The organism is Microcystis sp. M20BS1, assembly GCF_020245305.1.
GTDB classification, from domain to species: Bacteria; Cyanobacteriota; Cyanobacteriia; order Cyanobacteriales; family Microcystaceae; genus Microcystis; species Microcystis ichthyoblabe_A.
This window is the reverse complement of the sequence record NZ_JADBUZ010000013.1, coordinates 32,650-46,659: the sequence shown is the minus strand read 5'-3', so window position 1 is coordinate 46,659 and position 14,010 is coordinate 32,650. Positions and strand designations below refer to the sequence as shown.

General features: G+C 42.8%; 14 protein-coding genes. 7 read left to right on the top strand and 7 right to left on the bottom strand.

The window, feature by feature from the left end; all coding sequences use genetic code 11:
• Positions 1-214: 214 nt before the first annotated feature.
• The 3 genes from htpG (at position 215) to IM507_RS01425 (ending at position 4,588) form a co-directional block, all read left to right on the top strand.
• The gene (gene htpG / locus IM507_RS01435; RefSeq protein WP_069474728.1) at positions 215-2,188 is read left to right on the top strand and encodes a molecular chaperone HtpG; all 1,974 of its coding nucleotides are present in this window, start codon (positions 215-217) and stop codon (positions 2,186-2,188) included.
• Between the two features lie 338 nt (positions 2,189-2,526).
• Positions 2,527-4,029 (top strand): DEAD/DEAH box helicase, encoded by a 1,503-nt coding sequence (locus tag IM507_RS01430; RefSeq protein WP_012266720.1) that lies wholly within the window; start codon positions 2,527-2,529, stop codon positions 4,027-4,029.
• A 208-nt stretch (positions 4,030-4,237) separates the two neighbouring features.
• Entirely contained in the window at positions 4,238-4,588 is a 351-nt protein-coding gene (locus IM507_RS01425) for a 4a-hydroxytetrahydrobiopterin dehydratase (protein WP_002744294.1), read from the top strand.
• Here IM507_RS01425 and IM507_RS01420 read toward each other — a convergent pair.
• Entirely contained in the window at positions 4,585-5,463 is an 879-nt protein-coding gene (locus IM507_RS01420; RefSeq protein WP_287636378.1) for an NAD(P)-dependent oxidoreductase, read from the bottom strand. The two genes, IM507_RS01425 and IM507_RS01420, sit on opposite strands and share 4 nt — an antisense overlap.
• A 142-nt stretch (positions 5,464-5,605) precedes the next feature.
• Entirely contained in the window at positions 5,606-7,477 is a 1,872-nt protein-coding gene (locus tag IM507_RS01415; RefSeq protein ID WP_287636377.1) for a BRCT domain-containing protein, read from the bottom strand.
• Between the two features lie 470 nt (positions 7,478-7,947).
• On the opposite strand from IM507_RS01415, the gene IM507_RS01410 reads away from it, so the two are divergent.
• Positions 7,948-8,580: a DUF3782 domain-containing protein gene (locus tag IM507_RS01410; RefSeq protein ID WP_069474718.1), complete on the top strand. Its 633-nt coding sequence runs from the start codon at positions 7,948-7,950 to the stop codon at positions 8,578-8,580.
• Positions 8,581-8,899: 319 nt separating this feature from the next.
• On the opposite strand, the gene IM507_RS01405 is transcribed toward IM507_RS01410, so the two are convergent.
• From IM507_RS01405 to IM507_RS01395, 3 genes are read right to left on the bottom strand one after another with little or no spacing between them, the layout of a single operon-like run.
• The gene (locus IM507_RS01405) at positions 8,900-9,085 is read right to left on the bottom strand and encodes a type II toxin-antitoxin system HicA family toxin (protein ID WP_069474716.1); all 186 of its coding nucleotides are present in this window, start codon (positions 9,083-9,085) and stop codon (positions 8,900-8,902) included.
• Complete coding sequence (locus tag IM507_RS01400; protein WP_002734968.1) at positions 9,082-9,306, bottom strand: type II toxin-antitoxin system HicB family antitoxin; 225 nt, start codon at positions 9,304-9,306, stop codon at positions 9,082-9,084. Before IM507_RS01400 ends, IM507_RS01405 begins: the two co-directional genes overlap by 4 nt.
• Positions 9,307-9,351: 45 nt before the next feature.
• Positions 9,352-9,600, bottom strand: coding sequence for a DUF433 domain-containing protein (locus IM507_RS01395; RefSeq protein WP_052276594.1), 249 nt, complete (start codon positions 9,598-9,600; stop codon positions 9,352-9,354).
• 281 nt (positions 9,601-9,881) lie between these two features.
• Between IM507_RS01395 and IM507_RS01390 the strand changes: the two genes are divergently transcribed.
• Genes IM507_RS01390 through IM507_RS01380 form a run of 3 tightly spaced genes read left to right on the top strand, consistent with a single transcriptional unit; the run spans position 9,882 to position 10,515 of the window.
• Complete coding sequence (locus tag IM507_RS01390; RefSeq protein ID WP_069474714.1) at positions 9,882-10,070, top strand: hypothetical protein; 189 nt, start codon at positions 9,882-9,884, stop codon at positions 10,068-10,070.
• A complete protein-coding gene (locus IM507_RS01385; protein ID WP_002734305.1) occupies positions 10,067-10,357 on the top strand; it encodes a type II toxin-antitoxin system RelE/ParE family toxin in 291 nt (96 codons plus the stop codon). The genes IM507_RS01390 and IM507_RS01385 overlap by 4 nt, the downstream gene beginning before the upstream one ends.
• A gap of 32 nt (positions 10,358-10,389) precedes the next feature.
• Positions 10,390-10,515: a hypothetical protein gene (locus tag IM507_RS01380; RefSeq protein ID WP_274517681.1), complete on the top strand. Its 126-nt coding sequence runs from the start codon at positions 10,390-10,392 to the stop codon at positions 10,513-10,515.
• An 88-nt stretch (positions 10,516-10,603) separates the two neighbouring features.
• Here IM507_RS01380 and IM507_RS01375 read toward each other — a convergent pair whose 3' ends face one another.
• Positions 10,604-13,519, bottom strand: a complete 2,916-nt coding sequence (locus IM507_RS01375; RefSeq protein ID WP_287636376.1) for a CHAT domain-containing protein — start codon at positions 13,517-13,519, stop codon at positions 10,604-10,606.
• Positions 13,516-13,836 carry a hypothetical protein gene (locus IM507_RS01370; RefSeq protein WP_123230169.1) on the bottom strand — a complete coding sequence of 107 codons (321 nt, stop codon included), beginning with the start codon at positions 13,834-13,836 and terminating at the stop codon, positions 13,516-13,518. The genes IM507_RS01375 and IM507_RS01370 overlap by 4 nt, the downstream gene beginning before the upstream one ends.
• Positions 13,837-14,010: the final 174 nt, after the last annotated feature.

Here is a 14,010-nt window from a genome sequence, read left to right as displayed (position 1 = left end):
GGCAAATCTCAACCAACCGCTTGCAAAAGTCAAAAAGTCATCAATAACCGCGATTTTTGCGTTCGAGTTCTATAAATCGCCCCGCTGCCGTTAAATCCCTTTATCGGTACGGTTATCACCCTAGAGGAAGTTGGGCAATCGCTCTGTGATCAATGGTGCCATTATCGAGCAAAATAAAAAAGTTAGAATAGTCAAACCCTTAGTGATTGAACGTATGACGGTACTCGAAAAAGGCAATATCACGATTCATACCGAGAATATCTTCCCTATTATCAAAAAGTCTCTCTACACTGACCATGAAATTTTTCTGCGGGAATTGATATCTAATAGTGTTGATGCCATCTCGAAATTAAAAATGGCTTCCTTAGCAGGAGAAGCGAGAGGAGAAGTCCCCGAACCAGAAATTAATCTCGCCATCGATAAAGAAAATCGTACCCTATCAATTACCGATAATGGGATCGGGATGACGGCGGAAGAAATCAAGAAATATATTAACCAAGTTGCCTTTTCCAGTGCGGAAGAATTTATCAATAAATACCAAAAATCAGCCAACGATTTAATCGGTCATTTTGGCCTAGGTTTTTACTCGGCTTTTATGGTGGCTAAAAAGGTAGAAATTGATACTCTTTCCTATCAGGAAGGTGCTACCCCTGTCCATTGGTGCTGTGATGGTTCTCCAGAGTTTGAATTAACCGATTCTTCCCGCAGCCAAATCGGCACCACTATCACCCTAACTTTAATGGATGAGGAAGGGGAATATTTAGAACCTGCCCGCATTCGCCAGTTAGTCAAAACCTACTCAGATTTTATGCCCGTTCCCATTAAAATTGATGGGGAAGTGATTAATCAACAACGGGCTTTATGGAAAGAATCTCCTCAAAATCTGACGAAAGAAGACTACCTAGAATTCTATCGTTATCTCTATCCTTTCCAAGAAGAACCTTTACTCTGGGTACATCTGAATACCGATTATCCTTTCCTGCTCAATGGCATTCTTTATTTTCCCAAACTCAGACCGGATGTAGATGTCTCAAAAGGACAATTAAAGTTATTCTGTAACCAGGTTTTTGTCAGCGATCATTGTGAGGAAATTATTCCCGATTTCCTGATCCCCTTGCGAGGAGTTATCGATAGTCCAGATATTCCTTTAAATGTGTCTCGAAGTGCTTTAACCAAAGATCGCACCGTTCGCCGTATTGCCGATTTTATTGCCAAAAAAATTGCTGATCGCCTCAAATCTCTCTACAACGAAGACGCAAAAGAATATATTCGTTGTTGGGAAGATGTGGGAACTTTTATTAAATTTGGTTCCTTAAAAGAGGATAAATTTAAACAGCAGGTAGAAGATATTTTAATCTATCGCACTACCTACAAAACCCCAGAAACTGCGGTACAAGTGGAAGTACAAACCGCCGAAGGTGACGCATGGCAAGAAGCAACGGCGAAAACTCCCCTAGAAGCGATCGAACAGGAAGGTTATACTACTCTCAAAGCCTACCTGGAACGCCATAAAGAACGCCACGAAAATCGAGTTTTTTACTGTACCGATCCTCGGAGCCAATCCACCTACGTTGAACTCTACAAAAATCAAGGGTTAGAGATCCTCTTCTTTGATTCTTTCATCGATACTAATTACTTTATTCCTTTCCTAGAAAGAGAATACTCCGATGTGAAATTCACCCGGGTTGATTCTGAATTAGACTCGACGCTGCTCGAACAGGATCAAGCTAGTGAAATTATCGATCCCGGTAGTAATAAAACCAGGGCTGAATTGATCAAAGAAATCTTCGCCAAAGCTCTCGATAATTCCCGCATCAATATCAAAACTGAAGCCTTGAAATCCGATGATCCCCAAGGTACTCCCCCGGCAATTGTCTTACTTCCAGAAGCGATGCGACGCTTACAGGAAATGACGGCAATGATGCAACAAAAAGCCATGGCTTTCCCCGAAGAACATATTCTGATGATTAATACTAATCATCCCCTCATTCAACAAATTATCCAGATTAGTCAGGGAAGTATTGTTACTGGTAGTGGCGAATCTCCATCGGCGCAATTAGCGAAAATGCTCTGTCAGCACGTTTATGATTTGGCTTTAATCGCTCAAAAAGGATTTGATGCCGAGGGAATGCAAGCTTTTGTGGAACGTTCCAATCGCGTTCTGACTAAGCTAACCGAAAAGATTTAATCTATTGCCAAACTTTAGCTGTTTCGATATGCTGAGAGTGTGTTAATTCACACTCTATTTTTTTAGCCCGATCAATATGATCTAACGATAAGCTATCTTGCCGCCGTCAGCCTTGAATCAGTTATCAGTTATCAGTTATCAGTTATCAGATGTAAGTTTTCAGTTCACTTATACTGTTTACTGTTTACTGTTTACTGTTTACTGATAAGTAGGGAGGCACAATTATTTGTAGGATGGGTTAGCGGTAGCGTAACATGAGCGGGCGTTGGGTTTCATGCTTCAACCCAACCTACGTTCTGTTTACTGATAACTGTTTACTGTTTACTGATAACTGAAAAATGCGCTTACCCACCCTCAAATATGAGCGAGGAACCTTAATTCTCCATCCACCACCAAAAGGGAAAAAATGGCTAGATTTTGCCACTTGGGATGATCGTATTGAAAGATTTCGCATTTTGGCCATTCATTATCGTCCTCTCGTGGAAACCCTACAGGAGGAGGGCATTAACTTCCAAGATGAAGCAAAAGCTTTCAACAATTTAGAATTAATTGCCAGTTTTGAACGGGAACCCTACCCCCACCAAACGGAAGCGTTAATCGCTTGGAAAAAATCCCAGAGAAGGGGTGTTATCGTCCTTCCCACCGCTGCCGGTAAAACCTATCTTGCCCAATTAGCTCTACAATCGACTCCCCGCAGCACCTTAATTATCGTGCCGACTATTGATTTAATGCACCAGTGGTATGCCCAGATGTTGGCGGCTTTTCCCGATGCCGAGGTGGGATTATTAGGGGGAGGTTCTAAGGATAATAGTGCTATTTTAATCGCCACCTATCAAAGTGCGGCAATTTATTCAGAAACTCTTGGCAATCGTTACGCTTTTTTGATTTTTGATGAATGTCATCATTTACCATCGGATTTCTTTCGGAAAATAGCGGAAGATTCGATCGCACCCTATCGTTTAGGCTTAACAGCAACACCGGATCGGGGTGATGGTAGTCATCAGGATTTAGATTATCTTATTGGTGCAATTGTTTATCAAAAAAGTCCCCAAGACTTGTCAGGAAAAGCCCTAGCTGATCATGAAATAATTCAAATTAAAGTGAAACTATCTGCCAAAGAACAGGAAAAATATCAAGAAGCAATTAAAATTCGCAATGATTTTTTAAGAAGAAATAATCTCAGTTTGTCTGGTTTAGATGGTTGGCAAAATTTTGTCATGATTAGTGCCAGAAGTAGCGAAGGGCGCCGCGCCATGTTAGCGCACCGGGAGTCGAAGGAAATATCCTCTGGAACCCAGGGAAAATTGCGGGTTTTAGCCGAGTTAATCTGTGAACACCATCCGGAACCAATTTTAATTTTTACCAACGATAATGCCACAGTTTACCGCATTTCCGAGAGCTTTTTAATACCTGCCATAACCCATCAAACTCCCGTGAAAGAACGCCATGAAATCCTGACCCGTTTTCGTCAGGGAGAATACAAAATTCTGGTGACTTCCCATGTTCTTAATGAAGGGGTTGATGTGCCGGAAGCACGCATCGCGATTATTTTATCGGGAACCGGTTCCACTAGGGAATATATTCAGCGTTTAGGACGGGTTTTAAGAAAAGGCCAACAAGAGGATAAACGGGCGATTTTGTATGAAGTGATAGCCGAAAATACGACAGAGGAAAAAACCTCCCAACGACGACGGGGAGAGCAGAAAAATAAAACTAGCTATAAAACCGGTAATCGACAATTGGAATTATTGCCTTCTCCTCCGAAAAAATCTTTTTCTTTCCCGAAAGCTGCCGAATCTTCTACTCCTTGGGTAAGTTCTCCAGAGTCAGAGGAAGAATAGAAAATTTCTCTGGGGGATTTTCATCTATAATAAAGGTAAGTAGGTAGGTGTTAAAAGTTGTCAGATACCCCCCTTATCAAGGGGGGCAGGGGGGATGCCCCCGCCTATCGGCACCCCCCTTATCAAGGGGGGCAGGGGGGATCAGAGGCAAAATCTATCTTCAATTTAATTATAACTACTTACTTAAAAAATCTAGATTGATACCCCTATGACCGAACTTGCTCAACAAAAATGTCAACCTTATCAATCGGGTTCTTCTCCTATCACTGCCGAGGAAATTACCGCTTTACAGGCTAAAATTCCCGATTGGAATCTCTTAGAATACGAGGGTATTCCCCGTCTGCAAAAACTCTATAAATTTGCCAATTTTCAAGGGGCAATTGCCTTTACTAATGCCGTGGGAGAAGCGGCGGAAAAAGAAGGCCATCACCCAGCTTTATTGACAGAATGGGGTAAAGTTACCGTTTCTTGGTGGACCCATGACGTGGGGGGATTACATCAAAATGATTTCATCATGGCTGCCCGTACCGATGATATTTATCGCCAACAAAATGCTTAATCGTAGGCGCGAATCATCGCTTGGGTTCCCTGTTTAATTCCCTTGCCTTCGTCCAATTCCGCTACTACTTTAAATAAAGCTTCCGCTAAATCTGTCCCGGGCAGAATTTCCCCGGCTGTCTGGGCAGTTTCTTTGACTAATCGCAAATCTTTTAAAATATGTTCAATCATAAAAGCTGGCTGTAAATCTTGGGCGAGGATTTTTGGTCCCAAATTTTCTAAAGCCCAAGAACCCGCCGCCCCCGTTTTACAGACTTCTATGACTAAATTGGGGTCTAATCCTTGAATTTTTGCCATTTTTAGAGCCTCACACAGCGCCACCATGTGAACCGCCCCCAAGACTTGATTACAGAGTTTTACCGCTTGTCCGTTGCCGATTTCGCCACACCAGCGAATAGTTTTGCCCATGGCTTGAAAACAGGGCAGACAAGTCTGAAAATCCGCTTCTTTCCCTCCCACCATAATAGTTAAAGTGCCGTTTTTCGCCCCAATATCGCCCCCAGAGACGGGAGCATCGAGAAAACGGAGATTATTTTCCTCTAGCTTTTTACCAATCATCCTAGCGGCTTGAGAGCCAATGGTACTCATATCCACCACCAGAGTTCCCACCGCTGCCGATTCCATGACACCCCCCGGTCCTAAAATTACCGCTTCCACGTCAGGCACATCCCCGACGCAGGTAAAGACAATCTCGGCATCCCTGACGGCGGCGGCGATACTAGAACGAATGTTCGCACCAGCTGCCCCGGCAATGGTTATCCCCGGCCCCTCTGGGGTACGATTCCAAGCATTGACAGCAAAACCTCGACGGACAAGATTAACCGTCATCGGCGCTCCCATCACTCCTAATCCTAAAAAGGCAATTTTTTGACTCATAATTTTGGTAATCAAGGGAAAGGGGAAGTGGGGAAGTGGGGAAGTGGGGAAGTGGGGAAGTGGGGAAGTGGGGAAGTGGGGAAGCTGTCTCATCACCCTATCACCCCAAAACCCTATCACCCTATCTCCTGACAACCGACGGCTAAAGTAATTCTACCATTTGCAGAAATTGGGCTTCTGAAAGGGTTTTAATGCCTAATTTTTGAGCCTTTTTGAGTTTCTCACCGGGAGCTTTACCGAGGAGAATATAATCAGTGTTCGCACTGGGGGAACCGGTAACAGTACCACCGACATTAATAATCAATGATTTCGCTTTCTCGCGACTGATTTTGCTGAAGGTTCCTAGTATAACTACGCTTTTTCCCCTTAGGGGATTTTCGGCGGATTCTTGACTCGTTTGCACTATCTTTGCTGCGGGTTGCACTTCTAAACTTGTATCGGCAACCGGGATTTTTTCTGCTGCTACTACCGGAGTTTCCTTGGCCATCACCGGGGGGGTTTCTGGTTCTTCTACCACAGGGGTTTCATCGGCCATCACCGGGGGGGTTTCTGGTTCTGCTACTACTGGAGTTTCACTAATAATTGCTTCTGGTTCATTAGTAATAATGGGAGCAGTTTGTCGAGAGAAATAGTCTCTTTCTTGCTGTAGGTTTTGAATTTTAACCTCTAAAGCGGCGATTTCTGCTTGCTTAGTTGCTAACTCGCCCTCAAACTTAATTTTTTCCTTTTCTAAAGCTTTAGCCGCCATTTTTTGGGCTTCTAAACCTTCAGTTAGTTGGCGATTTTGTTGGCTTAATTCCTCGATATGACGGGAAGTTGTGGCTTCCAATTGGTCTTTTTCGGCACTTAATTGGTGTAGTTGAATCTCTAAATTAGCAATATTTTCCCGATAGGTTTCTAACTGTTGGGGTAACTGGTTTAATCCCTGTAATTGCCCTTCTAAATCAGCAATTTTTGCCTGAGAATCAGCCAATTGTTGGGGTAACTGGGTTAATCCCTGTAATTGCCCTTCTAAATGAGCAATTTTTTCAGCAGCAGTGGTTAATTCTGCCGATAATTCCCCTTTCTGGACTTCTAAAGCTTGTAACTCCAGTTTAGCTGCTTCGAGATGAGCGCCGAGACTGTCCTTTTCGGCGGTTATGGCGGTCACTTGAGCGACGGTTTCTTGCAGTTTTATAGTTAAATTGTCGCATTCTTGCCCTAAAGAGAGCGATCGAGTTTGACTTGCGGCTAAATCTTCGCTGAGAGACTTTTTTTGCTGCTCTAACCCAGTAATTTGATCCTGTAAGCTGGCTATTTCTTGCTGTCCTCGCTCATACTGTTCTGTTTGGTGAGCCAGATTCTGTTCTAGGGTTTGAATTTGACCTTGCAAGCTGGGAATTTGAGCGGCTAAATCGCTTAATTCTTGGTTTTTATGCTCTAAATCGGCCACTTTCGCCCTTAATTCCTCGGCTTTTTCTATATCTTGCTGTAAGAGAGTTTTATCCTGTTCTAGGGTCTGAATTTGACTATAGAGAGAGGTGGTCTGTTTTTTGGTCAAATCAAATTGACGGTTAATTTCGCCTTTTTGCTGCTCTAAAGTTTGAATCTGTGCTTCTAGGCTAGTAATTTGGGCTTTTTCTGCCTCTAACTGCTCCATCAAACCAGCTTTCTCCGCTTCTATGTCCTTAGCGGTGGTTTTCAGTTGTTCGATTTCACTCTCACCTATCTGGACAGCTTGCTGGAGGGACTGGAGAGAATTTTCTAAATCCGTAGCTTTGTGCTGTAATTGGGCGGAATGTTGTTCTATGTGAATGATTTTGGCGTGCAGCTGCTGATTTTCGTCTTTTAAATCTGATTGCGCCACGTCTAAACCCTTGACTTGAACCAACAAATCTGAGTTACTTTGCTGTAATTGCGCTTGTGCGGCTAAAAGGGCGGTATTTTTGCTGACGAGACCAGAGCGCGACCAGAGGAATAGTCCTCCGAAAACAGCACTTAAACCTAATCCTTCATAAATTAATTCGTTGAGCATATCTACCCTCCTAGACAAGCGAAAAACAGTCACCTAACCGAACTGATGCGGCAATTTTGGTTATAGACCTACATCTCTACTTATATCAGTTACGGGGTGCATTCGGGGGAAGGGCGGGGAAAAAGTCACTTCTTTCCTCCCGTTGTAAAAAGGTGATTTAGCTATTCGCGTTATGCTAATTTGTACCTGATCCCATTCTTGGGTGATTTCCAGGTTGATTTCTTCCTGATGATTAAAATAGTAGCCCATGGCCGCAGGAGCTATGGTTGATAATTATCCATTGTCAATTGCCTATTATCCATTGACCGCGATCGCCTTTTGACCTTTGACCCCTTCCCCTTGAACTGCGATCGCTGATTAGTTGATAGTCAATAATTGATTGAAAAAACACGGATGAGAAGCTAGGGACATTTTTTCTGGGCCAAGTCGCTAGAATGGGACTAGACTCCTCAAGCTTGAAGAATCTTCCTATGTCAGACGCTGTAACGATCGCCGATATTTACAAGTTATTTGAAAGAACTGAGGCCCAATTTGCCGAGTTTCAAAAGGAAGCTGATCGCCGCAGTGCCGAAGCCGATCGCCGCAGTGCCGAAGCCGATCGCCGCAGAGAGGAAGCTAATCGCACGATGGAAGAATTAAAAAAACAGGTACAAGAAACGACCAAAGCGGTCAATAGCTTAACAACTCCTTTGTGTCTTTTTATAGAAGAAATGGTAGAGCCTGCGGTCGTGGGTTTATTTCAGAAATGGGGCATTGATGTCACCCAAACGATGAGTCGCTTGAAAAGTAAGCGTCCTGGGGCGGCAATGGAGATTGATATTGTGGCGGTGAATGGGAGCGAGTTGGTGGCTGTGGAATGTAAATCTCGACTGTCGAGGGATGATGTAGATGATTTTGTCAGCCGATTACAGCGATTTAAGGTTGCTTTCCCCCAATTTCGAGAGTTTCGGGTTTATGGGGCAGTGGCAGGCATTGAAATTGATCAGGGGATAGATGTCTATGCCTATCGGCGCGGTTTGTTTGTGATTAAGCAATCGGGGGAAACGGTTAAAATTATCAATGATGCTCAGTTTCAACCTTTGGGTTTTGCTGAAGGTGTTTAATCTCTTTTTTAAGAAGGCGTAATTTTGCGATCGCCTTTTTAGTTAATAATGAATAGTTGATAATGTAAACTGTCAGGAGTCATTTTGTAAACCATTATGGAAATAAAAAACATTAAACAAAAAGCCAGAAATTTAATCGATAAATTGCCAGAAATTTTACAGGGGATGATACACAGGTAAATTAAATGTAATTGATTATGTTTAATTAGTAGTAATAGAATTGGTGCGTTACGGCGGATTGTTAGTTTTATTTTATTATCCAAATTAGTAGCCGCAAACACGCACCCTACACTCTACAGCAGCTTAACAGGAGTCGCACTCATGGTTCTGGTATTTGTAAATCTCGACAAATTTTTCGCGTCAAGAATTCATTGATTTCACGATGGCGCGGAATGGCTGAAGATTTCTGATTGACACGATTTACATAAATCGTATGATTGCCGCCCTCTCTTAAGAATTCACAGCCATAAGTTTCTAAATGACGAATTAAGTTTATGCGTTTCATGCAGCCCAGAAAGTAACAGACTCTCGAATCACTTCTTGTCCTTGCAGTTGCTCTTCAGCTAATATACGATTAGCTTCTAAAACTAGCTCAATTGCTTCTTCTAAATTGCTTCTAGTTTCTTCTAGAGTCTCTCCTTGAGTATTAGCTCCTGGCAATTCTTCGACAAAACCAATATAGCCTTCGGGAACTTTCTGGAATATTTTTGTTAGTTTTAGTTGCATGATTTACCTCAGAATTTTAAATTATATCACCCACCATCATTAAAGTTAGCGGTGCGTTACGGCTGCTGAAGTGAAGCTAACGATATAATCGGATACAGCCCAAGCTGCATAATTAAGAGCCTGACGAATATCTTCCTCCTCCAACTCTGGATAAGCCTCTAAGATTTCCTGAATAGATAACTGACTAGCCAACAGTTTCAAAACAAATCCTACAGTGATACGCATTCCTCGAATCATTGGCTGTCCAAGACATATTTGTGGATTAACAGTAATACGGTCTAGCTCTCTAATCACCGTGGAACTCCTGAGATAAACTCCTCCTGTATTGTTACATACAGCAATGAATGTTGAGCAAGTTTCTGCGCTGCTGCGTGTGAATTAAGCGGCGACGAGAGTAAATATACAGCATTTATCCACCAACTAACACCAATCACGGGTTGAGGTTTCGTTGAGGACATCGAGAGGGAAAAGCCTTTTTGGATATTCTGAGCGTTAGCGGTGGTTTTAGAATACACCATCTCTAGGAGCCTATCTTGCTATAATGTAAACTGTCAGGAGTCATTTTGGAAACCATCATGGAAATAAAAAACATTAAACAAAAAGCCAGAAATTTAATCGATAAATTGCCGGATAATTCTACATGGGATGATTTGATGTATGAGATTTATGTGAGACAGGCAATTGAAGCAGGATTAGCCGATAGTGAGGCGGAAAAGGTTATTTCTGTGGCAGAAGTACGCACTAAGTTCAAGCTAGAGTCATGAAAGTTTTCTGGACAGAAACCGCCGTTAATCATTTATCAGCCATCTACAACTACATATCACAAAACTCCCCTCAATATGCTCAAAGACTGGTGGAAAGATTGACCAGACGCTCAGAACAGATTGCTAATTTTCCCTTTTCGGGTCGTCTTGTTCCGGAGTTTGAAACTGAGCAGATCCGAGAAGTTATCGAGGGTTCTTATCGCATAATTTATTATATCAAGCCTGAGCAAATCGATGTTATTGCGGTACTTCATGCTGCCCGAAACATTGAAAATCCACAAGATTAACGATAATCCAAGACCATTGGGGGAGTAAATTAATGGCAGCAGTGAAGATTACCAAAAAGCGCAAGAAAGAACCACAAAGGCACAAAGAACACAAAGATTTTCTCACCCATAACTTTCTAGTAGGAACCATACTACAAAAACATCGGGGCGGCGGCTGACCCCTCGGTGACAGGTATCGAAAACCCACAACCCGCATGGCTTCGTGGAAAATTACTCGTTAATAATTGTTCACAAAATCTTGTAACCCTATATGCTACAGTCCTTTAAGTCTTGACGCGAGAGAAGAGATCCAATACCCAGATTCCTCCCAGGATAAGCCAGCCTCCCATAAAAACCCCAGTAAACCTGACTCCAAATGTCCCAACCACCCAAATCTCCTCGGCAGTACATTAGTACGGGGAAGTGATTATAATGGGTTTCTGGAGTACGATATGCTACTTCCATATTGTCCAAATTAAACCATCGTTCTCCTTGTTTCCAACCTACGAGATCGCCAAAACGATCCCATATTTCATCGTTATATTCTCCTGTCCCACCAACAAGGTCACGGTAAATTTTCGCCTGTCCCTTGATACCAAATTTCTCTTCGCTGTAGTCCATCCAGAGACGGTCAATCTCATCGATTATGTCTAAGGATACCATTGTATAAAGCACATAAAAGTCACCATAATTTTCTATAACCATCCACTGATACATAATGAAAGCAGTTTCGTAGTCGGCTTTTTTCCAATCCTGTTGCTCTAGGTACTCCTCTAATTTTTGGTAGATTTGCCCTTGGTTTTCTGTAAGATATTCCCTTTGTTTTCTCAGTTCTTTTTCGTAGGCGCGATCAGCCTCTCCGTTGTATTGCACTGAGATCATCTTATCGAATTGTTCCCTGAACCTTTCAGGGTTTTCTGTCTCTGCAAAGACGAGACGAAAAATCTCTGCCCATCTTTCCTCATTGTTGTTCTCTTCATTCCCCCAAAGTTCGGTTAAAACCTTGGCTGCCGTTTTCTCTAAATCAGAAAGCTTACTTGCATCTTTGGGAAGCTCGATATGGGGGTTAATATGTTTGATGTGAGAGGCGCGGTAGAGGGTTTCTCTGTCGTCATTGTGGATTACCTCGATCAAACCTTTATCTTGTGCTTGTTGTAATTTTTTCTGATAGTTGGGAACCGATTGACAAACCGCTTCTAAAGCAGCAAAAGGGACAGGAATTTCATAGATTAGGCAATTACTGACCACTTTTTCAAGAGCTTCATCCGTCAAAAGTTGAGGTTCTTCTTCTAACCGCCAGACTATCTTATCGCGCCAAGTAACATCAGATCCATTCTCAAATGACTGCAATTTAGCATCTATATCCCCTGAACTTAAAACCTCATTATTGAGCCATTCCAACAGACGGGGGTTGCCATCAGCAAGGTTTAAGGCTCTTTCTATATAGCTTTCATCAATCTTACCTGAACTAAAATGCTCTAACCGCCGCAGTTTCTTTTCTAAATCGGATTCTTTGTATTTGAAAGAAGGCAAAGACTCCAGATGATAAAATTCCTCTAATAGAGGGGATTTGAAGGTATAGCGCGAGGTAATAATCAGGCGATGATAGTAATTGGTTTCCTGTATCGCCCAAACGAGAGCTTGTAATAGGGGGGCTACCCCTGCTTTAAGGATATAGTCATCGCTGGATGAAGGGCATTCTAAGTTCCACTCGAAATCATCGAGGATGAGCAAAAGGGGGGACTGGTTTAACAGCCTAAAAATATACCTTAATCGGTATTTAAGTTCTTCGTTAGGATTCCTTAAGGTCTCGCGATGCTGTTCGCTATCGAGTTTATCAGCTAGGGTATCAACTAAGCTAGTTTGATTAATTTGTTGCCACCAGACAAGCTTAGTATAGTCTGGAAGGCGATCGCACAGACGAGCAGCGAGGGTACTTTTCCCGTTACCACCAAAACCTTGCAGGAAAACCCCGGCCTTATGAATTGCTTTAGAATTAAAGGGTTTTTTCAGCACTTGCAAGCAATCCTGAAGATCACGGCGGCGACCGATAAAAGTTTCCCGTGTGGCTACCCGCAAATATTTCGTTTCTGGGTCCACAAATTGGTCAACAACGGATACGGGAGGTAAAGGTTTTTTCTGTCCTCTCCTTACCAAAGCTTCTGGGATACTTCCCCTCACATAGAGGCGTAAACAATGCCAATCCCTCGCCTGATTTTCCAATAACTTCTGATAGGCAAAAGCTAACGACTCGCTTAAAGTAAAGCCTTGGGAAAGCTTTTCGTAGAGGATGGCCGCCGTGTCAGCAGCTTCGTTATCCCTGACGGGTTGACCCCACCCCAAAACAGCTTTAGCCCCATTTTCTAATAACTTCTCGGCCATCGAAAGGATCTCATCACCATCGGAGTAGCCTGTCCGACACCCTGATAAAAACAAAAGCTTGGGTAAATTAAACTGTAATTCTCTGGCAATATCTTCGGCGCTGGTATCTTGCCTATCTCCGTATTCCGTCTCGGTAATAAAATAGGGTTTCTGATCCTTGATGGTGGCGTGTCCGCTCAAGTGGATAACATCGAAATATTCCCTATCTTTACTGGCTATCAATTCGCCTAATTCTTTAATACATCCGCTCTCTTCAACGGTTAAAGATAGGGGTTTTCCTCTAGTTGCTTTGAGTATCTTCCCTTCTTCTGCCTCAAAGTCTAGTATAGGCGTTACACCCTTAGCAGAACTTGCCATGAAAACTACATTTAAGGCTCGATCCTGCGGGTTGTTGTCCACAGTTAACAGCCTTTCATTACCGGTTTTCATCCACCGCAGGGGAACAATAGCGGGATACTTAGACACCAGAAAACCCTGACCATCGTGTAATAATTCCCAGGGTAGATGGACTAATCCTTTGCTGGTGCTGATAGCTAGAACTATTTTCTCTCCCCGGTGGCTATCTAATTCGTTCTGGAGGATGCGCTCCGTACCATCTAACCATCGGTATAAACCTTGTCCTGTTTTGGCGTGGTCTTCCGGTAAACGGGTATAGTAATCGGTGTCGGCCTTTTTACTGAGGTTGTCTATTTCACTCAAGGATCTTGTGTAGAAATCAATCTGGTTGGGGTTATCCCAGAAAAATCGGAACTCAACCCTATTGCTACCGCTCTCCTTAAGATCAATATGCAGTATCTTCATGATTTTTCTTGTTCCAAGAGTTTTTGTAGTTGCTCTAGGGTAGCATCTTTGAGCAGCAGGCGATCGCCGTTTTTGCTGACAATTAACACTCGTTCGATTTTCGGGGTTTCAGGAGAGTCAATTTTTCGCTTTAATTGGTAAAATTTCTCAGCGATGGCGATTGTTCCGCTAATAATGCCGATGATGGTGGCGATGGTGGCAAGGGTTCCCTCTTTCTGCACTTCGGAGATAACTTCGTAGCTGCCTTGCACCCCTTCCATATCTAGGATGTCCTGAGCAACTTTGATAGCATCGAGGCCTTCAATTTCTATCTGCATCAGTTTTGTTCCTCCTGTCAGTACCCAAGCAAAATGATACTAAATCCAGTTATTAAAGACTGATTATTTATTCCCCCTTTTGCCTGTCCTGATATGTAGCCTATACTCAACGAATCTAGTATGACCAGCTTAGTTGGGGAAAAAATCTCAATTACCATCAATGGTTGACCTAAG